A 25784-nucleotide genomic window follows, 5' to 3' on the forward strand; every position below is an offset into this window, starting at 1 on the left:
CACGAATTTGATTTTTGCCACGCTACCGCCCCAGGATTAATTGCCAGTCCCTGAGAGCGTCATTATTTATTAATGTGTCTGCATCTCTTTTCAGCTGCAGGTAGCAAGGTGGAGTTGATATGGCTACCGCCATGCGGTTCTGCTCGACGGTAGCGGGGTATCGACAGCGGTTAGTTAACTAAACGTTCTCTGATTTATATTCGTAGTTGTAATAACCATAGTCGGCATAGCCATATTTGGCCGAGGCACGTTTTTCAACGCCATTAAAAATGGCGCCTTTCAAGTCAATGCCATTTTGTGCAAAACGGCGCATGGTTAATTCAATTTCACGAACAGGGTTTAGTGCAAAGCGCGTCACAATCAAGCTGGTGCCCGACTGGCGGCCGACAATCGCCGCATCCGTCACCGCTAGCAACGGTGGGGTATCCAGAATCACCAGGTCGTACTGGGCGCTGACTTGGTCCAGAAAGGCACTGAAGTTTGCGTGCATTAGCAGTTCTGAAGGGTTGGGCGGTATTTGTCCGCGACCGATAACGTCAAGGTGCTCGAATTCAGTTTTATTGATAGCGGTTGCCAGGTCGCAGCGCTTGACGAGTAAATCTGACAGCCCGTTTTCAGCGGGTGTTCCGAACACTTTATGCAAATAGCCTTTGCGCATATCCACGTCGATCAGCAATACACGCTGGCCGGTCTGAGCGATGACTGCCGCGAGGTTTGCTGAAACGAATGTTTTACCGACCTTGGGGCTCGGGCCGGAGATCATCAGGCGGTTATTGCTGGCTTCGAGCATGGCGAAGTGCAGGCTGGTGCGCAGGCTGCGCAATCCTTCTATAGCCAGGTCGGTGGGGTGACTGCTGGCCAGTATGGGGGCGGCCTTGCTCGCTCGACCTCGGCCACTTCGGAGAGTTTTGTTTTCCTCACCTTTTTGCAGTGTGCTGAAAGGAATGGATGCGTACACCGGCAATCCCAGTTGTTCAATTTGATCCGGATTTTCCACGCCGCGATTAAGGGCTCTGCGAAAAAGCACCAATGCAGCAGCCAGAAAAGCCCCGAACAGGGTGGCAATGAGTACGATCAGGGCCTTCTTGGGTTTAACGGGCTTAAGCAGATCCACATCGGCGGTATCGATCAAGCGCACGTTGCCTACGGTGCCGGCACGCATTACGTCCAGTTCCTGTGATTTATTCAGGAGCTGGGTATAAATTTCGGTGCTGACTTTTACATCGCGGGTGAGGCTAAGCAGTTCTTGCTGTGTTGAAGGCAGGCCCTCGACTTTTTTGGCCAAGCCATTCTGCTTGGCTGTCAGCTCGCCTAATTGGCTGAGCAAGGCCCGATAGGCGGGATGCTGGCGGGTAAACTTGCGATCCATTTCCGCTTGCTGCAATTTCAATTCGGAGATACTGGTATCAAGCGCCACGATCTGGTCGAGAATGGCTTTGGCTTCCAGGCTGATATCGATGGATTTACTGCGAATTTGATACTTGTTCAGGGCGTTTTCGGCTTTTTCCAGGTCTTTACGGACCTGAGGCAGTTGATCGTTTAGAAACTCCAGGCTTTGAGCTGCCTCGGCCGATGTCCGCTCGACATTTTGTCGTACATAGAGTTTGGCGATTTCATTGAGGATCTGAATGGCTTCGGCAGGCTTCTCGCTCTCAAGAGCCAGTCCGATCATGCCAGATTCTTTACCACGCTCCGATACATCAAGTACTTTTTGGTACTTCAAAATACTGGTCAGGCGCTGATCACGTACAATGCTGAACGTTGTACCAGGATTCGCCTGCAACACTTCGACCTGCAGTTTAATGCCGTCTTTGTCATAGGCTTGACCTACTTGGCCTTCGACCAGGACATTGTCGTCTTCATCCAGCAAAGTGAAGTGGCCACTTTCGCCGCTGACCAACGTTAATTCCTGACCCAGAAGCTCTTGTGGGAGTTCGAGCTGAAATATTTTCAGGGTTTCGCCACCCCAGGCAAAACTGTTCATGCCAAACCAGGGCGTCGCAACCGTATTAACTGTGTCTGGCTTGAACCTACGAGCAATAAAGTCGCCGATTACAGGAAAACGGTTCGGCTCGACAGTGATATCGAGCGACAGATTGTCGACAACCTTGCCGATGATGGCGCGCGACTTGATTAATTCGATTTCAGTGGCTGAAGGCGACTCTTTACCCAACATGCTGTTGATATCGGAGAAACCGAGCATGTCATTTTTTTTTGCCTCCACCTGTATCAAGGCCGTTGCCTGGTAAACAGGATTGGCCAACACGGCATACGCCGTGCCAACGGCCATGGAGGCAACAGTGATCCCGGCAATCAACCATTTATGATCGACCAGTGTCCCGAGTAGGCCCATCAAGTCGATTTCATCATCGTCATGTGAGGTTAATGCTGGAGTTTGCTGCATAAGTGGGTTCTTTTTTAACAGGTATTCGAGGAGTGGTTTAGCGTGCGAGACGCCGTGCCCAGGCGGTTACTGCTTCTTCAATCAACGCGTATGCATGCACAAAGGCAGGTTTGCCTTGACGGTAGGGGTCGCTGATTTCGCGGTTGTCCTGCCACTTGCCCAGCAAGAAGACCTTTCCTCGCGCTTCAGGCGCGATCTTGAGAACACGGTCTATGTGGGACTGCTCCATCACCAGGATCAGATCCGATTCGCTGATGGTGGCGGGGGTCAGTTGATTGGCTTTGTGCTCATTTGGCTGATGGCCATGTTCTTCCAGTACGATCCGGGCGGTGGACTCGATAGGGTGGTCTTGTAGCGCGCCAAGACCCGCGGAGCTGACTTCGATGTCGGACCGGCCCAGTGCATCTCGCAACAAATGTTCTGCAGTAGGACTTCGGCAAATGTTGCCAATGCAAACGATGAGAATCTTGTTAAACAAGGCAACCTCCCTGGAAATTCCACACTTGCGGTGATGGTGCAATTGGAAAGACTGAAATTCTGTTTTTCTTCAATGGCACTTTTGTGACGGCTTGCAGCTATTGAGTGTGTGCCTCTTTCCGTGAGGAATTGCCGTACTGGATGAAACTTTTCACTGCGAAGACTCTGGTCTGCTGGAATCTCGACTTGGAGCGCGCTTGACAGTTGCTGTGCTAAAAATCATAACTGGCAACCCACGACAAACTCAACCATTAAATGCCACGTGGTTATTGAGTGCGTGCGGAAAAAAAATATCAACATATAAAGTCAGATATTAAATAACATCACTAACTCTTAAAATAACATTGCTGGATGTTATCGGACAAATACTAACATTTCCGGCTTTTTTGTGTTGTGCGGTATTGGGCTGTGTTAAATAGCGTGTGGCGCGGTTTGACGATTGGTGTAGGGGGTTGCTTTGGGTAAAGCGTTCTCCAGCATTCGTTTATCGCCAATAAGTTCGCATGTTTTTAAAGAGCGCAGTTTCCATGATCGGCCAATTCCGTTTCTCAGGTGCGTTTCCATCCTTGGGAGAAATCCGTCGCAAGGTCGAGGAGAAAACCACGGAGCTACTCGACCACATGGGCGGAGAAGGGGGTGATTGTGTCCATCCATAGTGCTTCGGCAGTTCAAACAACCTTGCCTGAGAGTCTCGCTGCTAGCGCCTGGTATTTGGTGCAATGCAAGGCGAACCAGGACGAGCGTGCAGAGATCAATCTGGATAACCAGGGGTATACCTGTTTTCGCCCAACGCACCAGCGCGAACGTGATTTACAGGGGCGCAGGAGGATTGTTCGCGAATCGCTGTTTCCGGGTTATCTGTTTATCCAGCTAGGCTCAGGTGAGAGCTGGGCGCCTTTGCGTTCTACCCGCGGTGTATTGCGAATTGTCGGTTTTGGAGGCAAACCGCTGCCTGTAGGTGATGACTTGATCGCGCGACTTCATGAGCACGATAGCAGAGCTCCTGTGGAGGCTCGGTTTGCCTGTGGCGAGAGGGTGCGTATCAATGAGGGGCCTTTTGCCGATGTGGAAGCGATCTTCCTGGCGATGGAGGGAGAGCAGCGTGTATTGCTCCTGATGACGTTGCTGCAACGTGAGCAAAGAATCAGCATCCCTCTGGTTGATATCAGTAAGCATTGACACGGCGCGTTGCTCCCGGCCAGCCAATCAATGAGCAGATACCATTCTGGCAACAAGGTTAGTTGCTCTCGTCTTCGCTCCCCCCCGTAGGCATTAAGCTTTTTTCGCAGCGCCGGGAAGGTAGCGGTCACAGTCATGACCGCATCTTTGCGGCGTCGCTGACGTTTCAGCTCGCGAACAGGTTTATGTCTTTACGCGATTGCCCGGTATCCACTTTTTTGCGGTCGACTGCTGCCGTTGCGCCTGCCTGAAGATAAGTTCGGGCATGCCGATATCGCCCTGAATCTGCTCATCAAGCTGTACGGTATCGAGCGGAGATTTAAAAGAAGTTGGCGATGAACATCGCCACGAAAGTTGGCAGCAGAACAACCTGTCGCTGTTGGTGCAGTTGCAGGCGTGGCTGGTGAAGATCCAGCCACGAGTGACGAGGCTAACGCACTGCGCAAATGGCTTGCGTCTCCTGGTTAACCTGCAGGTGCATCATCAATAAATGTCTTTTGACAGCAGGGTGAATGGCGTCTTCACCAGGATTTTCACATCCAGCCACAACGACCAGTTATTGATGTACTTAAGGTCGATCTCGACGCGCTTCTGCATCTTGTCGATGGTGTCGGTCTCGCCGCGGCAACCGTTGATTTGAGCCAGCCCGGTGATCCCCGGTTTGATTCGGTGGCGCGCCATGTAGGCGAGAATCTTGCCGGAGTAGTAGTTATTGTGCGCAACGGCATGAGGGCGTGGCCCGACCAGCGCCATATGGCCCTGCAAGACATTGAACAACTGCGGCAACTCATCGATGGACGTGCGACGGATAAAGCGCCCGATCGGGGTAATCCGCGAGTCGTTACGGCTGGCTTGCTTCACTTCGTGATCGTCGTGCACGCACATAGAGCGAAACTTCCAGACCTTGATGACCTTCCCGTTCCAGCCGTGGCGGTCCTGTTTGAAAAATACCGGGCCATGGGAAGTGAATTTGACGGCCAGGCCAATGATCAGCAGTAACGGGCTTAGAACGACAATGGCCATCAGCGCCACGCTTTTATCGAACAGGCTTTTACTCAATGCGGCAGTGGGTTGGCTGGTCAGCGGGCTTTCGTTCAAATGGATCGCCGGCAAGCCATCCACATCACTGACCGAGTGATTGAGCAGTGTCAGACTGTTCAAGTCCGGAACCCAGACCACATCGACGTTGGCATCCAGCAAGTCGACATACATCTCTTCGATTTTTGCCGCTTCACTCAGGGATAGTGTGATGTACAGACGTCTGATGTCATGGGTCTTGATCAGTTCCAGTAGTTCCTCCTGTGGGCCTACGACAGGTGGCGCACCTGTCTCCAGCAAAGGAGTGTTGTCGGAGCTTACCAGGCCGACCAACGGAAAGTGCTCGAGGGTACGAAGTTTGTTAGCCAATCCCAGCGCCAGCTCGCCAGTACCAACAATCAGTGTTCTACGCTCAATTTGAAGCGCCCGTTGGTAGTACTTCGAAAAACCATGCAGCGGGACGTACAACAGCGCCTGCCCGATGTAGCTGCAGACAGCCCATATCAGGATGATTTGACGAGAAAACAGTTCATTGGCCTTGCAGAGAAACGCGACAATAGCTAACGCTGCCAGTGTCATTGACCAACCCATCAGTAGTCTTATCAACCCTTCCAGGTAATTGTCTTTCTTTGCATAGACGCCGCACCATGTATAGGCCGGAACCGATGCAAGCACAGTAAGTGTTGCACATACTCGATAATAGAACTCTACCGTTCCAGTCTGGTAGTAAACCAATAAAAGTAACAGGGCGACGACAAAGCCCTGACCCATTGCCCACTGTCCCCAGAAGGTCAATCCTTTGAGGGTGGTATTTCGATTGATACGAAGATTGTTAACCATACGGTATCCCCAAAATACGTCCATTCGTGTTTCGGCAGACAAGAGCCAAAATTAATGCACTAAGAGTTATTGCTAATATTAGATGGCGATGCATTGACGATCGAAGCGCCAAAGGGGTGGCGCAGTCATCAATGGGTAGATTAATTTATTAGTGCGGACGCTGTCTGACGACTTTTAACGAGTGGTTGGTGTATCTGGTTGATATATATGGGCGAGAGGCGCGTTAGAAATAGTCTGGCTTCAACTTTATTAACATGGCTTTATAGCAGGCGTGGATGGGGCGGGGAGTATGGATAAGAGATGGGTTGGCGTGCTTTATTATTGTTATTCTGCACTTCCGAGGTGAACATCGGAATTGCTCAGGCTAGATTTTTACGCGTACGATTTTTTGTATCACGCAGTACCCACGATTCCTTACTGCACGAAAAAGGCGTTCGCCGTTGCTGGCGTTTTTAAACTTTTCCTGTAATCGGCTTAGGCACATTTCGAGACCCCGATAATGTTCAGGTTCTCTGCCGATGCTGCGGATAAGATCGTCCTTGCTGACCACGCGATCATCATGGTGCAGCATTTTTTTAAGCAGCGTGGCCTCCAGGCCAGTCAAGACAATCTCCACGTCATCTTTGATCAGCGCGCCAGTGCTATCACTCAGTCGCCAGGTTTCTGTCGCTGGAGTGTGCGGTTTGGCTGGCTGGGTGACAGATTCCCTGGTGTCATCCCTGGAGCTTTCTGCGGTTGATGTGAAGTGAGTAAACTTGGTTATGGATTGGGAGGCTTGCCATTCGGACTTGAACGTCGAAAGTATGCGCTGAGTATCATGCTTGATAACCGGAGGAGCCATTTTGGCTACATGCGGGAAAATAACTTCCATAAGCTTAGGTGCAGAGGTGGGTGGGGCAACGCCTTCAAAAAACACCTTCGCCTGCGACGTGCCGAAATTGTTGTATCGCTTGCTGGACAGTAATGCCTCAAGCTCTAGTTGTAGTGCGGGGTTGTGAGTAACCACGACAAAGTATTTTCTAGGGAGGGTTGTGCTGCTATCCATGGCTCTCTCCTGAGTTTCACGTCTTGGTATTGGTTTAAAGTTTGTCGGCAGGGGAGTAATGACTCCCTTGGAAGTAATCAAAGGGCAGTGCGCGTGCCAGTATATGACTAGCAGCATGCTCGACTCTGTCCGCTATAAAGGAGACTTTTGTGTTGTGCGTGAGCATGGTCATACGTTCGTGGAGGCGATTGAATAACTCTGGGTTGCCACTGAGCTTGAGGCTCAAGTCTAGAGAGGAAATAGAAATTTTTATATAGTCGAATAAATCCAGGGTTGTAAGGATTTCGATACTTTGATTGTCGATGTTGTAGTCGTCAAACGCGATTTCTACGCCATGGTCTTTCAATAGATATACGTTGCGAAGGATTTTCTTTTTTTCTACGAAGCTGACTGCGGAGAGGGGGAGTTCATTGAGCGCGATAACCAGTGTCTGGCCATATTCGCGCAGAGCATCGCCGGACTGTATCAGCTCTTCTGTGAGCGCAGAGTTGGCAAGATCTGACTGTCTTACGCAAACAAATCTACGGCTTAAGTATTTACTTCCGTTAGTGGTGTTGTGATCTTTCAGCGAAAATGCAATCAGCCTGGTTTGCATCAGTACTTCACTGTAGATCCCACTCATCTGATGCGCCTCTGGCGCGGAGGGCGCGGAAGCGGAGTCGTCAAAATGTATTCTGATCTCGCTGCCAAACGGGCAGTCATCCCGAGTGAGGATCAATTGTCGAGACAGGTAATGCTCTGCGTGACCGTAGAGTCGCACGCTCCCTGTTGCGTTCATAATACAGAAACTCCCTTCTACACTAAGAATCAGGTTGTCGAGATCAGACCCCTGATTAAACGATATCCATGCCCACGAATACTTTGAATGGCGTTGATGCCATATATGCCTTTTATTTTTCCGCGAAGGCGACTGATCGACTTTTCCAAGGCTCTTGGATCATAAAAATTTATATTCAGCCCCATGATCCTGGCGATTTCATCATGGCTCAAGATTTGGTTTTTTGTTTGAGAAAAAGCCTCAAGAATTTTCATTTCTGCAAACGATACATCCAGTTTTTTATAGTCGCCAATAAGGCACATGCGAGTGGGGTCCAAAAACATATTATGCTTTTTTTGCCATTCGGGACTGTCAAAAAACTCGGACAGTAGGTCAGTGTTTTCGTCTGCAAAAGTGTCGCAATTAATACAGTAGTCGGCCCCGGCAAAATAATATTTCATCTTGTTGTAAGTGCCTCTACCGGTGATGGCTACAAAAATTATTGACGCCAGATTTTCGGCGCGAACATTTTCTACCACGGTGAGGCTTTCAACAAACGCTTGAGGGCTGTCGATTACGATAAAAATTGCACGGTATGAACCAGGATCGTTGTTTCTTTTGAATGAGTTGCTATAGCACAGTGCATCGACGGCAATATCCTTGCCTACGTGGCTTGCGACTAATTCCCTAAAGCCCTCAGCTAGCGTATGGGTTCGCCCAATGGTGAGAATACCTGTCTCCTCCTTCGCGTCGCTGTGGCCTGTAGTCGTTATTTTCCCTGTAAGCATCATGCTTTGACTCGGATGGGTGCTGGCATTTGAATGTTAAAGCACTCATTCTTGTTTGTGACTGACAATTGGTAACATTTCACCGTTTTTTCAAGCGCTCGTTACGTTTTTTTAACATTGCCGGTCATTCTGACGTGATCGTTTGCTCGCTTGTGGTTCGAGATGTCTGGTGGTCTATGGCAATCTCGTGGGCTGGCAGGTCATGGCACTATGCCATCTATTGCCTCAGGGTCCCGCGTTTTCGCATCAATACGACCGTGCATATCGCTAAAGTTCCCGCTACTTGATTTTTTTGATTGGGTGTCATGAGGCTGTAGGGCTTTGTAGTTTTAAATGCGAGTTATTGCTTTTGTTTGGCTCAGCACTATCCAATATTAACTGTTGTATAACGTTCGTGTTGGTGGTATCGGTCATGGACATTTCATAACATTGGGTTTTATTAATCGGCCTAATGCGCTTTACTTTCGTGTTGGCGTTGAATTAGAGCGGGGTCGACGCATTGGTATTTGTTGGTGAGGGGGGATTGATGGATCTTTGGACAACCATATCAGTGTTGATTTTAGGGATGGTCGAAGGTCTGACGGAATTTTTGCCTATATCAAGTACGGGGCACCAGATAGTTGTCGCGGACTTGCTCAGCTTCGGCGGCGAGCGAGCCATGGCCTTTAACATCATCATTCAATTGGGCGCGATCCTGGCGGTTGTCTGGGAGTTCCGTCGCAAGATTCTCGATATCGTTACCGGCTTACCGACCCAACGCAATGCACAACGTTTCACCTTGAATCTATTAATCGGTTTTCTTCCGGCAGTGGTCTTGGGGGTATTGTTCGCCGATAAGATCCATGAGTATCTGTTTAATCCGATCACTGTGGCAGTGGCATTAGTGGTGGGCGGCATCATCATGTTGTGGGCCGAAAAACGGGAACATGTGGTGTATGTCGACCATGTTGACGATATGCGCTGGAGCGACGCCCTTAAGGTCGGTTTCGCGCAATGCCTGGCCATGATACCCGGCACTTCGCGCTCAGGATCGACCATTATCGGGGGGCTGTTGTTTGGGCTGTCGCGCAAGGCGGCAACCGAGTTTTCATTTTTTCTGGCCATGCCAACCATGGTCGGCGCCGCCGTTTATTCCGGGTATAAGTACCGGGATCTGTTCCAGGCCAGCGATCTGCCGGTGTTTGCCCTGGGCTTCGTGACCGCGTTCATCTTCGCCATGATCGCGGTACGTGGTTTGCTGAAATTCATCGCCAACCACAGTTACGCTGCGTTCGCCTGGTATCGAATTGCATTTGGTTTGCTGATCCTGGCCACATGGGGATTCGGTTGGATCAACTGGACTGAAGCGGCAGCGCTTTGAATGTTTGCTGCAGCGCTTAACGCCCTTCAAGCAACTGCGCTGCCTGATCCAGCAAGGCCAAAGGCTCCTTGGCCTTGTGGATATCCACCGACAACAACTGCCGAAACTTGCGCGCCCCCGGGAACCCGGTGCCCAACCCCAACACATGCCGCGTGATGTGGTGCATCGAACCACCGGCATCGATATGCGCGGCAATATAAGGCCGCAACTGCGCCAGCGCCTCGGCGCGGCTGATCACCGGAGCCGTGCTGCCAAACAGCTGTTGATCCACCTCGGCCATCACATAAGGATTGTGATACGCCTCGCGGCCCAACATCACGCCGTCGAACGTCTGCAAATGCTCGTGGCAGGCCTCCAGCGTCTTGATCCCGCCGTTGAGAATGATCTCCAGCTCGGGAAAATCCGCCTTCAACCGCGCCGCCGCGTCATAACGCAGGGGCGGAATGTCGCGGTTCTCCTTCGGCGACAACCCCTCCAGAATCGCAATCCGCGCATGCACGGTAAAACTGGTGCAGCCGGCATCCCGCACCGTGCCGACAAAATCACACAGCTCCTCGTAACTGTCCCGCCCATTGATCCCGATCCGATGCTTGACCGTCACCGGAATCGACACCGCATCACGCATCGCCTTCACACAATCGGCCACCAACTGCGGATGCCCCATCAGGCATGCGCCGATCATATTGTTCTGCACCCGATCACTCGGGCAGCCGACATTCAGGTTCACCTCGTCGTAACCATGCTCCTGCGCCATGCGCGCACACGCGGCCAGGTCCAGCGGCACACTGCCGCCAAGCTGCAACGCCAGCGGATGCTCGGCCTCGTTGTGGCGCAGGAAACGCTCGTGATCGCCGTTGAGCAGGGCACCGGTGGTGACCATTTCGGTGTAGAGCAGGGCGTTTTTCGACAGCAAGCGCAGGAAAAAGCGGCAGTGGCGGTCGGTCCAATCCATCATCGGCGCGACGGAGAAACGGCGGGAGAGCGGGGCGGGTGTAGCGTTGGCTGCGGACATTGGGAATCTGGAATCGGTGAGGCTGGGAGGAGGGGGAGTTTATCAGGATTGGGATGACGGGGCTCGGGAGTCAGAATGCCGGTAATCAGGACCGTTTAAATCAGCACAAAAATGTCGGAGATTTCCCGCAACTCACGTCCCCATCGCCCACATTGCACTCCCTCAAACACCCGGATAGCCTTTCTGCGTTGCTGCAAATTCAGCGACAAGGGTGTGGAAGCCCTTCACAAGATCTAGGCGCACAGGCGCCACCTGAATTTAGGCAGGCGCTTTTTCCATGTCTGCTGTTAAATTATGGCGGCTGTGCGCGGGGCACCTTCGGGTGCGCCGGGTTCCTAGATCCCCGGTCTTCCACACCTGCGCACAGCTGCCACCCCATCATGTGGAAGTGATGCTGGCAGTTCCTTCATTCAATTCTAGGAACGACAACCATGAAAAAAATCACGCCTGATCCTCCGGTTGCCTCAACCGCTTGCGATCCTCTTGATCTCGACCAGCTTTCCGAAGCTAGTCATCGCATCGTCAGTAAACGCCTGCGCAACCCCAATCACGCTGACCCCATCTGTCACGTCTTTACCATCCTTCCCGACGTCGACACCGAAACCTTGCTGTGCCACGCCTGCGAAACCCTCGCGTCGCTGAACGTCCTCACCACCGATCTGGCCTGCAAGCTCGAAGGCTCGCCACGCAGTCTGGCGCTGTCGATTCAGCAGTTGGCGGTGGTGGGGGAGTTGTTGGTGAATCGGGCGTTGGATAATGTTGATCCGTCGGGTGGTGTTTGACGAGCAATCGAATTGCAGCCCTTTATTGGCGGGAGCATGGAGCCTTCACCTTTGGTTATCCGACCTCGGTACTCGATGAGTGGGTATCCTCGATTACATAGAATGCTGGCTGAACGGGTGCTGTTACGAACCGCCTATGTCGCAGGATGGGATAGGTAGGTTATCTAGGGCGAGTGTGGTCCTGCAGTCAGGCATCAACTTCAGGTGCAACAATCTGTACCGCGCCCTGGACTTGGAGCCTGCACTGGGTAATTACATGCGCCGAGGGGCGGATCTGGAGACTTACTATCAGGGGCGCGGTTGGCGGGACGAGCGCCATCTGCGCGAGGCCGACATTAACCAGGAGATTTACGGTTTGCCGGAGTGGTTGCCAGCCTTGCGGAGCGCGCTGCTCAACGAATCCGCCACCCTGTTCCGCCGCAAGTATTACAACAACGGCAGCCATGTCGGTTTCATCATGTACATGACGGATACGGCGGAGAACGAAGCCGACGTTGCTGCGCTGCGTTCGGCGCTCAAGTCAGCGAAGGGAGGGCAACTTTCGCAACCTGTTCATGTATGCACCAAGTGGCAAGAAGGATGGCATCCAGTTGATACCGGTCGGTGAGGTGGTGGCGAAGTATGAGTTCGGCTCGATCAAAAACATCAGTCGTGACGACATGCTAGCCTCCTTGCGGATACCGCCGCAGTTGATGGGCATCGTGCCGCAAAACACCGGTGGCTTTGGCTCGATCAAGGAGCGGCACAGATCTGGGCGATGAACGAGCTGGAGCCGATTCAGGTGCGGCTCCAGCAGGTGAATGAATGGCTAGGAGAAGAGATTTTCAGGTTCAAACCAATTGAAGTGGAGTAGGCGTCATTGGCGATTCACCGAAAGAATTTATCGGTCCATAGCTGCGGTGTTTTTAAATCGCTGAATTTCAGTAGATAGTTTACTTCTTCAGCCCAAGACTCAATCAAGGCCAAATTTCTAGCCTTCATTTCGGCGTTAGCGCCTGGAGCAGTCGAAACATGATTTCGAAGATTGGCCAAAAGCTCCTCCGCTGGCCACTTTTCAGCTTCGTAACTTTTGTTACTGTGTCTCTCAATAGTTTCGCGATACTGGATTAACGCCTCGCGCTCCGGGTTAGCGGCCTCTGCCGTATAGGGCATGTCAGTAATTTGTGTCTCGATAGATAGTCCGACAGTGCGATAATCATTGACGAAATCGATCGCTAAACGCTGGCCTAGTTCACTGCAAAGACCTTGGACCCATGGTCGCAGCGCCCGCACTATTGAGCTCTCTTCAGATTTCAAGTCGGTTAGGTTTTTTTTTATTTCTTGGGCAATTTCATGGGCATCCTTCACCGAAAAGGAGATCCTTACCTTTGCTACGAGCGAATTCAATGTTCTACCGGATATCTCAGCCAGTTGGCGCAACTGGACGAGCGTCTCGGTTGCCTCGGTAATTGTTTCCTTTAATTCTCTGGTCTTTGCTTCAAGACCTAATCCTTTTAAGGATTCAAATCTATCGATGGTTGCGGCAAACAACAACAGTAAACCGGATCCGAGTCCCGTCGTGGCTAATTCGATTTTACCAGTAATCAGGTAAAAGACGCCGGTGCAAATGCACAAAATTCCTGAAAAACAAAGAATTAGATCAACTATCGATGGTACGTAAGTTTTTGCTTCATGCAGTTTCAAAGTTTCTTTTCCTTGTGTATGTCTAAAGTTAACTTTTGTCCGGCTTGATGATAGTCGATTGCCATAGTGGCGATGTTTTTTACATCCGGTCAGAACTAGAAAAGCTCTCGCTGTGCTAGATACAGGTATTTGTACGGCGATGTCGGCCGCCTAATGCTTTGTAGTTTAAAGTCCGGTTTAACAGAGCAAAGGCTTGATACGCCAGCTAGAGTTGCGCCCACAATCTTTGCTGTTTCACTCATTCCTATATCGTCTAGCTTTCCCCAGGCTTTTGTTCCCATATCTATAGATTTTGCAAAATCAGTGTTCATCGACACCTTAAGATCTGAAAGATAAAGAGGGAGTTGCCACTCTTTAGTGGTTTTGAATAGGTCCGCGCACGCCAGATCAAGTTCTTTCAGCTTTCGCGACAACGCGTCAACACTGTCAGCCGAACCATTGATCTCTTGGGTCATTTCTTCCAAGTAGGATCTGAAGGCAAGCAGTTCAGGACGCCTCTTGGCTTTGAAGTCCAGAATCTCCGCCAGCGGTACCGTGTCTTTAGGGAGTGGGATCGCATTGATCAATTCAATACGTGTACCTTGGCGCGGCACCATCCAGCGATCAGCAATGCTGAGCGAGTTGACGCCCTCCCCAATGCTCCAGATCCCTGGTTCTTTGGCTTCCGCATCTACCAATGCCTGATTTATGGCATTGACGGATGCGCTCGCCATATCCCCCCATACCACGATTCTCGGCCTAGACATTATTCCTGCGGATTCAAGGAATTGTGAGTCAGCGTCGCCCATATTGTTGAGGATGTTGTTTGTAGGCCACATAAGCCTATCCCAATAAAATAGAGATGCGCGCAGATCTGTTTTATCCAGTTGCCCGCTTCCATGAAATGTGTTGGCGCCAATGTGTGCAGTGCCTGGAGAGCTTAATATTAAGCCTCGCATTTTGGGTCGCGGTTTTCCGTATTCGGGATCGTGCTCTTTACGATGTTTTGCTTCACCCATAAATTACTCCCCAGTAAATACTCTCGATCAAACGTCAGGATGTTCGAGCCTGCAGGCATCAATAAGCTGCATCTTGAATTCCCTATTCAATATAGTGCGCGTTACTCGAAACGCGCGGGTCTCGCCTCGACGGCCTGCAATTCGGCCTTGCGCTGGTCGATCGCATCGTTTAGGCGGCCTTATTCGGCCCAGTCGATTAGTCCTTCGACGTACAACGCCTCCATGTACCCTCGCGCCCAGAGATTCCGTAGATCAACAGCGGTATACGACTCGGCGCCGGCGATCTTGGCAATCTGCTCCTGGGCACGGACCAGGGTGGCGGAACTGTTCGGCTCGTTCATGGCCGGGGTTCCTTTCTATTCAGTTCGTTATTCGTAACGCTCACTCGCCGGCCTTCGCCTTCGCCTGCTTGCGCTGACTCCACCATTCGCCAAACAGTACGATTGGAAATAAGCCAGCGAGCAGCACGAACGCAACCCAATCACCGCGCGACCACCCAACCCCGTACCAGCCGAAGACATCAAACCCTTGCTCGGATCCTACGTACAGGAAATACACAACTGCTGCGAAGCATGAATTGCGGCAGGCACTACCAAACGTTATACGCATTGCGACACAGCTCCTCGGCCCATCGAGGGGCGGGTTCCTTTCAGGTGGAAAAGTATTTCCGGTACTAGCTTAGTGCAACACCCGGTCCGAAGCGTCCTCCAGCTGCTGCGTCAAGGACTCGGCCTTGGCGCTCAGTGCTTCAATCTGCTGACGAGTCTTGGCTTCGACCTCAGCATGTCGGGGGTCGCCATGCGCGCGAATCCGCGCCAGTGCGGCTTCGGCTCCTGAAAGTTGGGCTCGGATGTGCGCCAGTTGCTGACGGACAAGATCAGCCAGGGTGTCGGTCATGCTTGGGGCTCCTTTGCTTGGTTAACATGATTGTTACAGGTCGCAGGCTCCTTTGCACTTTCGCCTGGTTGGAGCATGGGCCGTCTGTTTTCGTCTTGCACAACCACTCCGTTGTTCAGCCACGCCGTGATCAATCCGAGCTGTCCCGGCTCAGCCGCGGCCAGCCTGCGGGGAGCTCCTGGCGCGCGCCGTCGTCCCCCCCGCCACGCCTGCGGGCTAAATATGTCGTTTTTTCTGCAAGCCTGCACGCGGCCAAAACCCACCAAGGCTGGGGGCTGTGTCCGTGAATGGGGGGTGGAAAAAGCCTGCGGATCCCTGCACGAGTGGGGTAAATGCCAAGGCTTGTCATGGCGGGCTCAGGCGGCGATTTTCAGAAGTCGCTCGGGAAAGGGGTTAGTTTTTCAAGGTGGGGTGCGAGGTGTGCTGAGGGGGCCCGTATTTGCTGGGGCTGCTGGCTAACTTTGAGGGGTTGGTTATGGTTAACTTGAAGGTTTGTAAGTTGTTGATATATAAGGAATTTATTTGCTGTATTTTTAACATCTATAAAGGTTAGGAAACAACCCAGTGCTAACCAAAACCTAACCTGCGGAGGTCGCCGCAAAGCCGCACAGGACAAGGCTTTCAGGGCTGTCAGTCAAAAACTAACAGTCCTAACCGATTTCCGAGGGGGCAACATGAAAAGCCGAAAGCACCTAGGGGAGGGTGCTGGCCAGGTTCATCTGCTGTTTTGTGCGTACAAACACACTAACGGACCCCAATACAGCCCCAACTGATTGCAGTCACGTACGTGCACCGCTGGAGGCCTTGAAATTAGTGGAGCGGGTGAAGGGAGTCGAACCATCGTTATCCGCTTGGGAATCTGACAACGAGACGATGTGTTATCTCAGGAATGTATATGGGGAACACGACGCTCATTTCTTTAGTGGTTGGGGAGGGGCGAGCTGAAGACTGACATAACTCGTTTCGCTTCGAAGCCCGTTCGCTGGATAAGTTTTTACTATTTGCAACTTCTCAGCATCGTAAGTGATGCCGTCGACGAGACAGGCTTCAGCGACGCGGGGTTTATTAATTTGCAGTTCGACGTACTGTTTCTTCGTCCAGCCGAGAACCGCTTTGTGCAGGGGACGATTTTCCTTGTCGTAGTCACCCTTGGGTGGTTTCAGCCCCATGACGTTCAGACAGAACCCGAGAATTTTTGCCCCTTTAAAGTTCGGAAAGTGGTTCATTTCGGTGATCTCGTTATATAAAAGCCGACGCAACTTAAACTTGATCACTTGGCCACTAGGCCCATTGAGTTCACGGGTGATAGGGCTCCAAATTGAGTTGTGCTGGATAGACCAGCATTCCCACTGCGGCGAAATAACAGACGATGCGTGAGAGATGATCGCGAAAATCATGCTGGCAATGTCATCGTAGAGCGACTCACGTGGATGGCCATACTCCACTCTCACGCGAAGGCGAACGTGCTCGGGTTTTCCCTTTTTATCGAGAATTTCGACAGCACTTCTGATGAAGTCCATTACTACTCGCAGGCACTGGGCGGCATCGCTTTCCCAAGTATTGGCTACCGCGTTCAGCTTGTACAACCCGGAAACGGCGTTCTCGATGTAGTCCTTGGCGCGGTAAAAGGCGGTAGAGTGATTCCAGTACGGTTTATTCACATAATCGCGGAGAGTTATCAAAACCAGTCTGCAGTAGGCCTCCCACTGTACAGCGCTCCATTTCAACCTACCCACTCCGTCAGGATCAAGCAGTGTCCTAATGGTCTCGACCATCTTATGGTTTCCAAACATCGCTTGGCTTAGCGGTTTGTGGTAACCAATTAATCCTGATTCATATCCCATTGCTTCATGATAGAGAAACGAGTTTGTGTTCAGCAGGGCTTCTCTGACGATATTTTTGGCGAAAATCTCGACCTGGATGTCATATTTTTTCGACTCGCCCATCTCATCGAAGATGGCCAATGCGGTACCCGATGAGGATTCAACGATTACACGGCAGAGGCGCTTATCGGCAATAAGAAGCAGGATGTCGTTCGCATAGGCTTCCACTTTCGGTAAGTCCGGCAACAGCTCGTCTTCGTCCTGTTTTCGATGACGAGTTCGTAGCACTCCTCGGTCGGTCGCATAGTGCACTAGCGCATTTGCCGAGTAGGTGAGTTCGTCAGCGACCACAGCCAATTCTGTTGGATCGCCTTTCAGAATGTGTCGATACAAAGTCTGCGCGTAGCGTTCGGCATTCCGCTTCCCAAATGTTGGTCGTCTAATAAAGGCGAACCATGCCCAGGTTAGGAACGTAAGGAGGAAAATTCCTCCGAGGAAAGCCTGCCATAGGGGTGGCGTAAGCAAATTACCTTGGGGCACTAGCCATCCTTGAGCCCGCCATAGGTCGGTCAATAAAGTGAGTACACCCACAATAGCAACGATAGAGAAGGTTGCGCGTTGGAGGGGGATCGGGGCGGTTTGCACGCGAAAATGGTAGCGCACGTCGCCGATTGTCCAAGCGAGAACCATGAGAGCAAGTCCGGCCAGAAACTCCGAGAAGCCGAAAAACTTAGACCCGTTTAGATCAAGCGGAAAGAAGCACACACCCGCAAAACACTTCTCCATTTCATTGCTCTCCCTTATTGAGATTTCTATCTCATTTGATGTTCTTTGGGGCTCTCCAGCGAAAAAAATAACCCTGTGGGCCGCTTTTTAAGGTCGAGAGTGTGTGAAGCAACTGTCTCACGAATCGAAGTGGGACAAAACTGATACAGAATGAGTCTAAGGCCGCCAGGAGGGGAAATTAGGTGCTCTCAGTTTTCAAAAGCTCCAATCCATCATCGGCGTGACGGAAAAACGGCGGGAGAGTGGGGAATGTGTAGCGTTGTCTGCGGACATTGGGAATCTGGAATCGGTGAAACTGGGAGGTGGGGGGAATCAGAATTAGCCAAACCAGGGCGCAATCGGGAATGGCGTTGCATTGCTAACTAGCACGATCGCCTTGCCGAAATACACCGCTGCAAAATCCTTCTTGCTCGGATCCCTTACAAAGCAGCCACCTAGCCGACAGACGAGCTAGCATTCTGATGGCACCCATCTAATCTCATCTGACAAATTCTCCCCGTCCCACCTCGTCCCTTCGCAGCAGGAGTATGCCATGCCCAATTTTGGTGAAACTCTAATCAACACCACCACTGCAGGCGATCAGGAAGATCCGAATATCTATGGATTGATCGACGGTGGTTTTGTCATCGCCTGGCATGGCAATGGTCTTGGCGATGCCACTGGAATATTTACCCAGCGCTATAATGCCAGCGGTGCCAAGGTCGGTGGCGAGACGTTGGTCAACAGCACGCTTGCGGGCGAGCAGAGTCAGCCTTCGGTGGTCGGGTTGTTGAACGGCGGTTACGTTGTGACCTGGTCCGGTCTCAATACCGGGGGGCTGCAGTGCATCTTTACCCAGCAGTACAACACCAGCGGCGCCAAGGTCGGTGGTGAAACTGTTGTCAATACAACCACGGCAGGCTCTCGCGATTCCCCTGAAATTACCGCCCTGGCCGACGGTGGTTATGTGGTGACATGGGGGGCAGAGGAAACCGCTGGCGACTTTGGGTCTTTTCTGCAGCGCTTCAATGCCAGCGGGGTGAAGGTCGGTGGGGAAGTTCACATCAACACCACCACGGTGGGGCCTCAGGATTTTCCTCAGATTTTTGGTGTTCCCGACGGTGGTTACCTGGCGGTATGGGAGGGGAGTGGCCCGGGAGATGACTACGGCATCTTCACCCAGCGCTTTAACGCGGCTGGCGCCAAGGTCGGTGTGGAAACCCTGGTCAACACACCCTCTGCGGAAATCCAATCCGAGCATATGGTCGCTGTGCAGGCCAACGGCAATTACCTGCTCGTCTGGGAGTCTTACCCTAATACTGTTACCGGAGTGGAACAAAGAGACGTATTTTCCCAGCTCTATAACTCCGCAGGTGGCAAGATCGGTACCCAGACCCGGGTCAATACCACAACCACTGGTTCTCAGGGAGAGGCTCACGTCTCGGCAATGTTCGATGGTGGCTACGTGGTCACTTGGGTGGGTAACGGCCCAGGTGACGCCTCCGGCGTTTTCACTCAGCGTTTCAATGCCAGTGGCGTTGCGGTCGGTGCGGAGACCCGGGTCAATACGACGGTGGCGGGCGACCAGGTCATCTCGCGGATGACCACGCTGGCTGATGGTGGTTATGTAGTTGTCTGGGAGTCGATTGGCCAGGACGGGGCAAGTTTCGGCACGTACCTCCAGCGATTCGATGCAAACGGCAACAAACTGACCGGCCTGTCGGGCGATGCCGCGGCCAACGTGCTGACCTGGGCGGGTGTCGGAAGCGTGGTCATCGATGCCGGTGCGGGTGACGACACTCTTATCGGCGGCAGTGCAAACGACCATCTCAACGGCGACGCTGGCAACGACACCCTCAACGGCGGGGGCGGCGCAGACCGGATGACCGGCGGCGACGGCTCCGACACCTACTTCGTCGATAACCTGTTCGATGTCGTCAGCGAAACCAATGCCGTTGCGGCTACCGGTGGCATCGATACGGTCAACAGTCTCCTGGCGACCAACATCCTCGGCGCCAACGTGGAAAACCTGCGGCTGTTGGCAACCACGGCCGCCAACGGTACCGGCAATGCTTTGAACAACACGATCTTTGCCGGGGCCGGTAACAATATCCTCAATGGCGGCGATGGCGTCGATACTGCGTCCTACGCCTTTGCCACCAGTGCGGTGACTGTCAGCCTGGCTGTCACCACCGCCCAGGCCACGGGTGGTTCCGGCAGCGATACGTTGCTGGCCTTCGAAAACCTGACCGGCAGTAACTTCAACGACGTCCTGACCGGCAATGCGGGCGCCAACACCCTCAACGGGGGCGCGGGCAATGACATCCTCAATGGCGGTGCCGGCGCAGACACGCTGATCGGTGGTGATGGTTCGGATTCCTACGTTGTCGATAATGTCGGTGATGTGGTCAGTGAAACCAATGCGGTCGCTGCCACTGGTGGCACGGATACCGTCAGCAGCTCCCTGGCCGCCTATACTCTGGGCGCCAACGTGGAAAACCTGCGCCTGCTGGCAACCACGGCCGCCAACGGTACCGGCAATGCCTTGAACAACACGATCTTTGCCGGGGCCGGCAACAACATCCTCAATGGCGGCGACGGTATCGACACCGCGTCCTATGCCTTTGCCGCGAGTGCGGTGGTGGTCAGCCTGGCTGTGACTACTGCCCAGGCCACCGGCGGCTCAGGCAGCGATACGCTGCTGGCCTTCGAAAACCTGGCCGGTAGTAATCTCAATGACACCCTGACCGGCAATGCCGCCGCCAACACCCTCAGTGGCGGCGCGGGCAACGATGTCCTCAATGGCGCTGCCGGCAATGACACCCTTGATGGCGCCGCCGGTGTAGACACACTGGTCGGTGGTGACGGTTCGGACATCTACATTGTCGATAACGTCGCTGATGTGGTCAGTGAAACCAATGCGGTTGCCGCTACCGGTGGTACGGATTCTGTCTATACCACGCTGGCGGGCTATATCCTCGGCGCCAACGTTGAAAACCTGCGCCTGATGGCCACAACCGCTGCCAACGGCACTGGCAATACCTTGAACAACACGCTGTTTGCCGGGGCCGGCAACAACATCCTCAATGGTGGCGACGGTATCGACACTGCGTCCTATGCCTTTGCCGCGAGTGCGGTGGTAGCCAGTCTGGCTATCAGCACCGCCCAGGCCACTGGCGGCTCGGGCAGCGATACGCTGCTGGCTTTCGAAAACCTGACCGGCAGTAACTTCAACGACACCCTGACCGGCAATGCGGCTGCAAATACGCTCAGTGGGGGCGCGGGCAATGATGTCCTCAATGGCGGTGCCGGCAATGACACCCTCGATGGCGGTGCCGGTGTAGACACACTGGCGGGTGGCGACGGCTCGGACATTTATGTTGTCGATAACCTCGCCGATGTGGTCAGTGAAACCAATGCGGTCGCGGCCACCGGCGGCACGGATTCTGTCTACAGTTCCCTGGCTGGCTATACCCTGGGCGCCAACGTGGAAAACCTGCGCCTGCTGGCAACAACGGCCGCCAACGGTACCGGCAATACGTTGAACAACACGCTGTTTGCCGGGGCCGGCAACAACATCCTCAATGGCGGCGATGGTGTCGACACCGCGTCTTATGCCTTTGCCGCGAGTGCGGTAGTAGCCAGTCTGGCTGTAACGACTGCCCAGGCCACCGGTGGCTCAGGCAGCGATACGCTGCTGGCCTTCGAAAACCTGACCGGCAGCAATTTCAACGACACCCTGACCGGCAATACAACCGCCAACACCCTCATCGGAGGCGCGGGCAATGATGTGCTCAATGGGGGGGCCGGTAACGACCTGCTGATCGGCGGGGCGGGGGTTGACCAGCTCACTGGCGGTATCGGAGCCGACCGTTTCGACTTCGACACCTTGAGCGAAATGGGCCTGGGCACATTGCGCGATGTGATCGGGGATTTCAAAACCACCGAGGGCGACAAAATCGACCTGTCGACCCTGGACGCCAACGTGGCCACCGCCGTCAATGATGCCTTCAGTTTTATCGGGGCGAACGCCTTCAGCGCTAATGCGACCGGGCAGGTGCGCTTCGCTGGCGGCATCCTGTTCGGCAGCACCGATGCCGACACGGCGGCGGAGTTCGAGATTTCCCTGGTGGGTGTTGCGACGCTCGTTAACACGGACATTATTGCCTGATCGTGCGTCGCCGGGGCTCTATGGAGCCCCGGCGCACAGGGTTCCTGAACCGATGCTGTCGCCGCGCAACATTTCATGATGCCCGGCACGGACGAGGCATAGGATGACAGCCAAAGGTCATGTCCCCGCGCCTCACTCCCTCAGGAATAAAAAGATGATCGTAAACCTCGTCAAAGTCTCGCTGATTGCCGGTGCTTTGTTGTTGAGCGCCTGTTCGGGTGTAAGCACTCAGCGCGATTATTCGGCCGACTCGGTACAACCCGCCGGCTTTGGCCCGGGGCCCACCAACAGCAACGCCGGCAAGATGAATTTCCACGGCAGTGCGCTAGGCAACAGTTTTGGCGAGTATGGTTCGGGGTTGTTGCACGACGATTGATCGGTGACGCAAGACGGTGGAGTGATTTCCACCGTTTTGCTATCTGGGCGAGACTCAGACGAGCCTCAAACCTTCAAAAGGATTCCAGCCTTGCGAGCCTTTTACCTGTTTCAGGTAGTAGGCGTAGTTGGCGCTCAATCCGTACATGAGTGCAAAGACAACGTTCATGCCGCTGTTGAAGGCCTTGGGTGCTTCTTCATAACCCAGCAGGGTGAAAATCAATGCCAAGGCAAAGGATAGGGCAACGATGATCGCGATGATCGCCAGGTTCTTTTTCCACAGTCCAAGTACGAAAAAATAGATCGGCCCGAAAAAAAACGCGATGAAGTTCAGGTTGATCAAGAGGCGCTTGCGCGCTGGCAACTGTTTGAAAGCCAGTTTGAAATCGGGGCTTTTGGGGCCGCCGTGCTGATCAAAAAAAGCGAAGCGTTCTTGCCATTTCGGGCTGACGTTGTAGGTTTGCAATTCATCCGTGCTGCTCATTATCTGTCCTTTTTTGAGGGTTCTGCTCGGTCGAGGCATCGACCGAATGATCGTTCGGTGCGCCTGTCAACGCGTCTTGCAAATGACCGGCCTGCTACCGGTGCGACAGTAGTTTCAAACATGTAACGAGAATTAACAAGGTATGGCCAAGGGCCTTGGCATGCGGTTCTCGCGTCAGGTCTTGTGGGAAAACGACCTGACGGCGGTCACCTATTCCAGTGGCAGGCACGTCGTTATCTGCCCTCAGGCACCGCCAGCCACTGCCGCAGAATCTTCTGGTAATTGCCGGTCACTTTGGCAAGGTGCAGCCACTGATCGACGTACAGCTTCCAGGTGATGTCGTCGCGGGGAAGCAGGTAGGCTTTTTCGCCGTATTGCATGTAGTGCGTCGGGTTGACGGCACACAGGCCCGGTTTGAGTTTCTGCTGATACAACGCCTCCGACGCATCGGTGATCATCACATCAGCTTTTTTATCCAGCAGTTCCTGGAAGATGCTCAGGTTATCGCGCAGCTGCAATTGCGCCTGGGGCAGGTACGCGTGGACGAACGCTTCGTTGGTGCCGCCGGCGGGTTCGACCAGGCGAACCGAGGGCTGGTTGATCTGTTCGAGGGTCTGGTACAGCGCCTGGTCTTCGCAGCGCACCAAGGGGACTTTGCCATCGACGTCCAGGGTGGTGCTGAAGAAGGCTTTTTTCTGCCGTTCCAGGGTGACCGAGATGCCGCCCATGGCGATGTCGCACTTGCCGGCGAGCATGTCGGGCATCAGGGTTTTCCAGGTGGTGGGCACCCACTCGACCTTGACGCCAAGGCTGTCGGCCAGGGCGCGGGCCATGGCGATGTCGATGCCGGAATGCTCGCCGTCCTCAGCTTTGAAGGTGTAGGGCTTGTAGTCGCCGGTGGTGCAAACGCGCAGTTGTCCCTGTTGCATGACGCTGTCCAGATGCGAAGGTTCTGCCTGGGCGCCAAGGGAGAGTGCGAGCAAGCCGCCGAGCATCATTGCTCTTATGATTTTCTTCATTGGTATCGGGCTTTTGTGCTGGAGTGGTTTTGAAGGGGGCAGTGTAGTGAAGTTTTCATGGGTGTGAAAAATCCAGTCGGGGGAAGATGTCGTTTTTTAGTTAACCCATCGGACTACGTTCGAACGTGAAATAACTACATACAGCGGGCCTCCACTGCGCAAAAAAATACTTCTGGTAATTGCCGTTGTAGGAAACGGATTGTTTGTTATTGCGATAATTCCTATTCGTTCATTTTGGCTATGCCGTTGGATTGCGTTCAGCAAGCGTCCCACCGTCTTATTCGTCGTCGCCAAATACTCTCTCTGCTCAGCGCTTCTGCCGAAATGAGAAGGGATGGCAACTCAAATCGATGACGATAAGGAAGTTATAAATGAATGCACCTCCCCTGGCGCTGGTCGGTAGCCGTCTTTGCAATGGCGACGAAATCATCAACACGTTGCAAGGCAGTTACCTGCTCGTTGCACGTGAAGGTGTATCGATGGCAGAGGATTTTCTGCCCTCTATCGAGGGAGCAGAAACCAATGAGTAAGGGATATTTCATTGGACTGGACGACAAGACCACCTGTGGCGGCAAAGTCCTGGATGGCGATACCCGAATCATGATGTATGGCATCGCCCATGCCCGCGATGGTGATCGAGTCACCTGTGGCAAGGACGGCGAGACTTACAAAATTGTCGGCGGCATTTCGCACATGATCAGTCATGGCAAGGCCATGGCCGGCACGTTGGATAGCCATAGTGGTTGCCCCTGTAAAGCTCAACTGATTCCCTCGGTAACTACGGCCAGCTACCGCAACGAAAGTTCGGCATCGCCTGTTGTCAGGCGAGCCGCTCCACCGGTAGAGCCGGCGGTAAGCAGTCGCTCGGTGGCGCCTGCTCAATCCGGTTTCGTTTCGGCTAGCCATCCAGCACCTCCCGCTTTCAGCAGCGCCCTGGCTGAGGAACCCGGCTTCTATATCGTGCCCAAAAGCATCACCCGGGAGGCGTTGGAAGCTACTCTTTTTGGCTCGCGTGATCAGGCCGTGATGGGGAAGTTTCAAGCGCTGAATCCAGGTCTCGGTGACGTCAAAGCGGGCTCGATGATCGTGCTGGGCGATCCGAACAACACCTCCTGCACCTATCAGGAAGCGCAACTGATGCAGGCCGCGCAGCAGGTCAAGTTGGCACTCGATCCCCTGACGCCGGAAGAAGCCGAATTCATGTTCCGCCACGCGGCTGAAATCGGCAGTTTTACCGGCGAGACTTCGACCTGGCTCGGTGTCAGCGCGGTGGTGATGGAAAAACACCTGGCCCGACTGCGCGACACCCTGCAAGCCATGGAGCGCCTGCATCAGGAAAGCTATCGTCAGCATGGCCACCTGCGATCGCCGCAGTTCTTTGCCGAGCGCCAGCGGCTGCTCGCCCAACTGGATGCCCACCTGCTGAACTCCACTCGCCTGCGTGGCCAGACCACCCTGGGCGATCACCCCAAACTGAAGACGGCTCTCGGAATTTCCAGCCGCAGCCTGGTGCACCACTGGGATAAGGCTGGGGCGCCTGGGCAGATACCGGGGTATTCAACCCATGTGAATGCAATCAGTCGGGCAGCCAAGTACATGAGCACCGGTGGTTACATCGGAATTGGCATTGGCGGGGTTTCGTCATTGCTGGCTATTCAGGAGGTTTGTGTGGGTGACTCTGGAGCTGCGTGCGAGAAGGTCAGGTTTACAGAGGGAGGAAAGTTTGTTGGGTCCACCTTTGGTGGAGTTGCGGGTGCAGAGATAGGTAAATATGTCAGTGGACCTACCTGTCTGGCACTTGGAGTCTCTACAGGAATTGGGGGCGTTGTCTGCGTCGCGACCTTGATAGGTGTTGGAGCATGGGTGGGTACGACTTACATGGGGGAT

22 protein-coding genes and 1 pseudogene are annotated in these 25784 nt (G+C 53.4%); 8 read left to right on the forward strand and 15 right to left on the reverse strand.

Annotation, left to right across the window (positions count from 1 at the left end):
* Positions 1 to 178: 178 nt before the first annotated feature.
* Both KGA88_RS19710 and KGA88_RS19715 read right to left on the reverse strand, forming a co-directional pair.
* The gene (locus tag KGA88_RS19710; protein WP_223593680.1) at positions 179 to 2404 is read right to left on the reverse strand and encodes a polysaccharide biosynthesis tyrosine autokinase; all 2226 of its coding nucleotides are present in this window, start codon (positions 2402 to 2404) and stop codon (positions 179 to 181) included.
* A gap of 37 nt (positions 2405 to 2441) precedes the next feature.
* Complete coding sequence (locus KGA88_RS19715) at positions 2442 to 2882, reverse strand: low molecular weight protein-tyrosine-phosphatase (RefSeq protein ID WP_223593683.1); 441 nt, start codon at positions 2880 to 2882, stop codon at positions 2442 to 2444.
* Between the two features lie 635 nt (positions 2883 to 3517).
* On the opposite strand from KGA88_RS19715, the gene rfaH reads away from it, so the two are divergent.
* Complete coding sequence (gene rfaH, locus KGA88_RS19720; RefSeq protein WP_411740859.1) at positions 3518 to 4060, forward strand: transcription/translation regulatory transformer protein RfaH; 543 nt, start codon at positions 3518 to 3520, stop codon at positions 4058 to 4060.
* 483 nt (positions 4061 to 4543) lie between these two features.
* Here the strand turns inward: rfaH and KGA88_RS19725 are convergent, their stop codons facing one another.
* The 4 genes from KGA88_RS19725 to KGA88_RS19740 form a co-directional block, all read right to left on the reverse strand.
* Entirely contained in the window at positions 4544 to 5938 is a 1395-nt protein-coding gene (locus KGA88_RS19725) for an undecaprenyl-phosphate glucose phosphotransferase (RefSeq protein WP_223593686.1), read from the reverse strand.
* Positions 5939 to 6302: 364 nt separating this feature from the next.
* Positions 6303 to 6983: a transcriptional regulator gene (locus tag KGA88_RS19730; protein ID WP_223593689.1), complete on the reverse strand. Its 681-nt coding sequence runs from the start codon at positions 6981 to 6983 to the stop codon at positions 6303 to 6305.
* A gap of 34 nt (positions 6984 to 7017) precedes the next feature.
* On the reverse strand, positions 7018 to 7761 hold the full coding sequence (locus tag KGA88_RS19735; protein ID WP_223593691.1) for an EAL domain-containing protein: 744 nt from the start codon (positions 7759 to 7761) through the stop codon (positions 7018 to 7020).
* A gap of 29 nt (positions 7762 to 7790) precedes the next feature.
* Complete coding sequence (locus KGA88_RS19740; protein ID WP_223593694.1) at positions 7791 to 8531, reverse strand: winged helix-turn-helix domain-containing protein; 741 nt, start codon at positions 8529 to 8531, stop codon at positions 7791 to 7793.
* A gap of 523 nt (positions 8532 to 9054) precedes the next feature.
* On the opposite strand from KGA88_RS19740, the gene KGA88_RS19745 reads away from it, so the two are divergent.
* Complete coding sequence (locus KGA88_RS19745; RefSeq protein ID WP_223593696.1) at positions 9055 to 9888, forward strand: undecaprenyl-diphosphate phosphatase; 834 nt, start codon at positions 9055 to 9057, stop codon at positions 9886 to 9888.
* Between the two features lie 16 nt (positions 9889 to 9904).
* Here the strand turns inward: KGA88_RS19745 and dusA are convergent, their stop codons facing one another.
* The gene (dusA, locus tag KGA88_RS19750) at positions 9905 to 10900 is read right to left on the reverse strand and encodes a tRNA dihydrouridine(20/20a) synthase DusA (RefSeq protein ID WP_223593699.1); all 996 of its coding nucleotides are present in this window, start codon (positions 10898 to 10900) and stop codon (positions 9905 to 9907) included.
* Positions 10901 to 11331: 431 nt separating this feature from the next.
* Here dusA and KGA88_RS19755 point away from each other — a divergent pair, with 431 nt between their 5' ends.
* Both KGA88_RS19755 and KGA88_RS19760 read left to right on the forward strand, forming a co-directional pair.
* Positions 11332 to 11682: a DUF6124 family protein gene (locus KGA88_RS19755; RefSeq protein ID WP_223593701.1), complete on the forward strand. Its 351-nt coding sequence runs from the start codon at positions 11332 to 11334 to the stop codon at positions 11680 to 11682.
* Positions 11679 to 12535: pseudogene (locus KGA88_RS19760) on the forward strand (phage portal protein). Before KGA88_RS19755 ends, KGA88_RS19760 begins: the two are co-directional and overlap by 4 nt.
* Before the next feature lie 14 nt (positions 12536 to 12549).
* On the opposite strand, the gene KGA88_RS19765 reads toward KGA88_RS19760, so the two are convergent.
* The 6 genes from KGA88_RS19765 to KGA88_RS19790 form a co-directional block, all read right to left on the reverse strand.
* The gene (locus tag KGA88_RS19765; protein ID WP_223593703.1) at positions 12550 to 13365 is read right to left on the reverse strand and encodes a hypothetical protein; all 816 of its coding nucleotides are present in this window, start codon (positions 13363 to 13365) and stop codon (positions 12550 to 12552) included.
* A 95-nt stretch (positions 13366 to 13460) separates the two neighbouring features.
* Positions 13461 to 14363, reverse strand: coding sequence for a DUF6236 family protein (locus KGA88_RS19770; RefSeq protein WP_223593705.1), 903 nt, complete (start codon positions 14361 to 14363; stop codon positions 13461 to 13463).
* 179 nt (positions 14364 to 14542) lie between these two features.
* Positions 14543 to 14704: a hypothetical protein gene (locus KGA88_RS19775; protein ID WP_223593707.1), complete on the reverse strand. Its 162-nt coding sequence runs from the start codon at positions 14702 to 14704 to the stop codon at positions 14543 to 14545.
* Positions 14705 to 14744: 40 nt separating this feature from the next.
* Positions 14745 to 14972: a hypothetical protein gene (locus KGA88_RS19780; RefSeq protein WP_223593710.1), complete on the reverse strand. Its 228-nt coding sequence runs from the start codon at positions 14970 to 14972 to the stop codon at positions 14745 to 14747.
* 69 nt (positions 14973 to 15041) lie between these two features.
* On the reverse strand, positions 15042 to 15260 hold the full coding sequence (locus KGA88_RS19785; RefSeq protein WP_223593712.1) for a hypothetical protein: 219 nt from the start codon (positions 15258 to 15260) through the stop codon (positions 15042 to 15044).
* Positions 15261 to 16171: 911 nt separating this feature from the next.
* The gene (locus KGA88_RS19790) at positions 16172 to 17869 is read right to left on the reverse strand and encodes a hypothetical protein (protein ID WP_223593714.1); all 1698 of its coding nucleotides are present in this window, start codon (positions 17867 to 17869) and stop codon (positions 16172 to 16174) included.
* A 532-nt stretch (positions 17870 to 18401) separates the two neighbouring features.
* Between KGA88_RS19790 and KGA88_RS19795 the strand changes: the two genes are divergently transcribed.
* Together KGA88_RS19795 and KGA88_RS19800 are read left to right on the forward strand one after the other, a co-directional pair.
* Positions 18402 to 22019, forward strand: coding sequence for a beta strand repeat-containing protein (locus KGA88_RS19795; RefSeq protein WP_223593716.1), 3618 nt, complete (start codon positions 18402 to 18404; stop codon positions 22017 to 22019).
* Positions 22020 to 22173: 154 nt separating this feature from the next.
* Entirely contained in the window at positions 22174 to 22395 is a 222-nt protein-coding gene (locus tag KGA88_RS19800; protein ID WP_110660628.1) for a hypothetical protein, read from the forward strand.
* A 54-nt stretch (positions 22396 to 22449) separates the two neighbouring features.
* On the opposite strand, the gene KGA88_RS19805 is transcribed toward KGA88_RS19800, so the two are convergent.
* Positions 22450 to 22878, reverse strand: a complete 429-nt coding sequence (locus tag KGA88_RS19805) for a DUF2628 domain-containing protein (protein WP_223593718.1) — start codon at positions 22876 to 22878, stop codon at positions 22450 to 22452.
* Between the two features lie 233 nt (positions 22879 to 23111).
* Entirely contained in the window at positions 23112 to 23897 is a 786-nt protein-coding gene (locus KGA88_RS19810; protein ID WP_411740860.1) for a transporter substrate-binding domain-containing protein, read from the reverse strand.
* Positions 23898 to 24268: 371 nt separating this feature from the next.
* Here KGA88_RS19810 and KGA88_RS19815 point away from each other — a divergent pair, with 371 nt between their 5' ends.
* Positions 24269 to 24427 carry a hypothetical protein gene (locus tag KGA88_RS19815; protein WP_223593721.1) on the forward strand — a complete coding sequence of 53 codons (159 nt, stop codon included), beginning with the start codon at positions 24269 to 24271 and terminating at the stop codon, positions 24425 to 24427.
* The coding region (locus tag KGA88_RS19820; protein ID WP_223593723.1) for a PAAR domain-containing protein at positions 24420 to 25784 on the forward strand (1365 nt) is incomplete at its 3' end. The genes KGA88_RS19815 and KGA88_RS19820, both read left to right, overlap by 8 nt.

It is taken from the genome of Pseudomonas sp. A-R-19, from assembly GCF_019956575.1.
GTDB lineage: Bacteria > Pseudomonadota > Gammaproteobacteria > Pseudomonadales > Pseudomonadaceae > Aquipseudomonas.

What these genes read in the sequence shown, in the direction of transcription:
- KGA88_RS19710 (WP_223593680.1), bottom strand. Translation starts at nt 2,404, where the DNA reads ATGCAGCAAACTCCAGCATTAACCTCACATGACGATGATGAAATCGAC.
- KGA88_RS19725 (WP_223593686.1), bottom strand. Translation starts at nt 5,938, where the DNA reads ATGGTTAACAATCTTCGTATCAATCGAAATACCACCCTCAAAGGATTG.
- KGA88_RS19730 (WP_223593689.1), bottom strand. Translation starts at nt 6,983, where the DNA reads ATGGATAGCAGCACAACCCTCCCTAGAAAATACTTTGTCGTGGTTACT.
- KGA88_RS19735 (WP_223593691.1), bottom strand. Translation starts at nt 7,761, where the DNA reads ATGAACGCAACAGGGAGCGTGCGACTCTACGGTCACGCAGAGCATTAC.
- KGA88_RS19740 (WP_223593694.1), bottom strand. Translation starts at nt 8,531, where the DNA reads ATGATGCTTACAGGGAAAATAACGACTACAGGCCACAGCGACGCGAAG.
- KGA88_RS19745 (WP_223593696.1), top strand. Translation starts at nt 9,055, where the DNA reads ATGGATCTTTGGACAACCATATCAGTGTTGATTTTAGGGATGGTCGAA.
- dusA (WP_223593699.1), bottom strand. Translation starts at nt 10,900, where the DNA reads ATGTCCGCAGCCAACGCTACACCCGCCCCGCTCTCCCGCCGTTTCTCC.
- KGA88_RS19755 (WP_223593701.1), top strand. Translation starts at nt 11,332, where the DNA reads ATGAAAAAAATCACGCCTGATCCTCCGGTTGCCTCAACCGCTTGCGAT.
- KGA88_RS19770 (WP_223593705.1), bottom strand. Translation starts at nt 14,363, where the DNA reads ATGGGTGAAGCAAAACATCGTAAAGAGCACGATCCCGAATACGGAAAA.
- KGA88_RS19775 (WP_223593707.1), bottom strand. Translation starts at nt 14,704, where the DNA reads ATGAACGAGCCGAACAGTTCCGCCACCCTGGTCCGTGCCCAGGAGCAG.
- KGA88_RS19780 (WP_223593710.1), bottom strand. Translation starts at nt 14,972, where the DNA reads ATGCGTATAACGTTTGGTAGTGCCTGCCGCAATTCATGCTTCGCAGCA.
- KGA88_RS19785 (WP_223593712.1), bottom strand. Translation starts at nt 15,260, where the DNA reads ATGACCGACACCCTGGCTGATCTTGTCCGTCAGCAACTGGCGCACATC.
- KGA88_RS19790 (WP_223593714.1), bottom strand. Translation starts at nt 17,869, where the DNA reads ATGGAGAAGTGTTTTGCGGGTGTGTGCTTCTTTCCGCTTGATCTAAAC.
- KGA88_RS19795 (WP_223593716.1), top strand. Translation starts at nt 18,402, where the DNA reads ATGCCCAATTTTGGTGAAACTCTAATCAACACCACCACTGCAGGCGAT.
- KGA88_RS19800 (WP_110660628.1), top strand. Translation starts at nt 22,174, where the DNA reads ATGATCGTAAACCTCGTCAAAGTCTCGCTGATTGCCGGTGCTTTGTTG.
- KGA88_RS19805 (WP_223593718.1), bottom strand. Translation starts at nt 22,878, where the DNA reads ATGAGCAGCACGGATGAATTGCAAACCTACAACGTCAGCCCGAAATGG.
- KGA88_RS19810 (WP_411740860.1), bottom strand. Translation starts at nt 23,897, where the DNA reads ATGAAGAAAATCATAAGAGCAATGATGCTCGGCGGCTTGCTCGCACTC.
- KGA88_RS19815 (WP_223593721.1), top strand. Translation starts at nt 24,269, where the DNA reads ATGAATGCACCTCCCCTGGCGCTGGTCGGTAGCCGTCTTTGCAATGGC.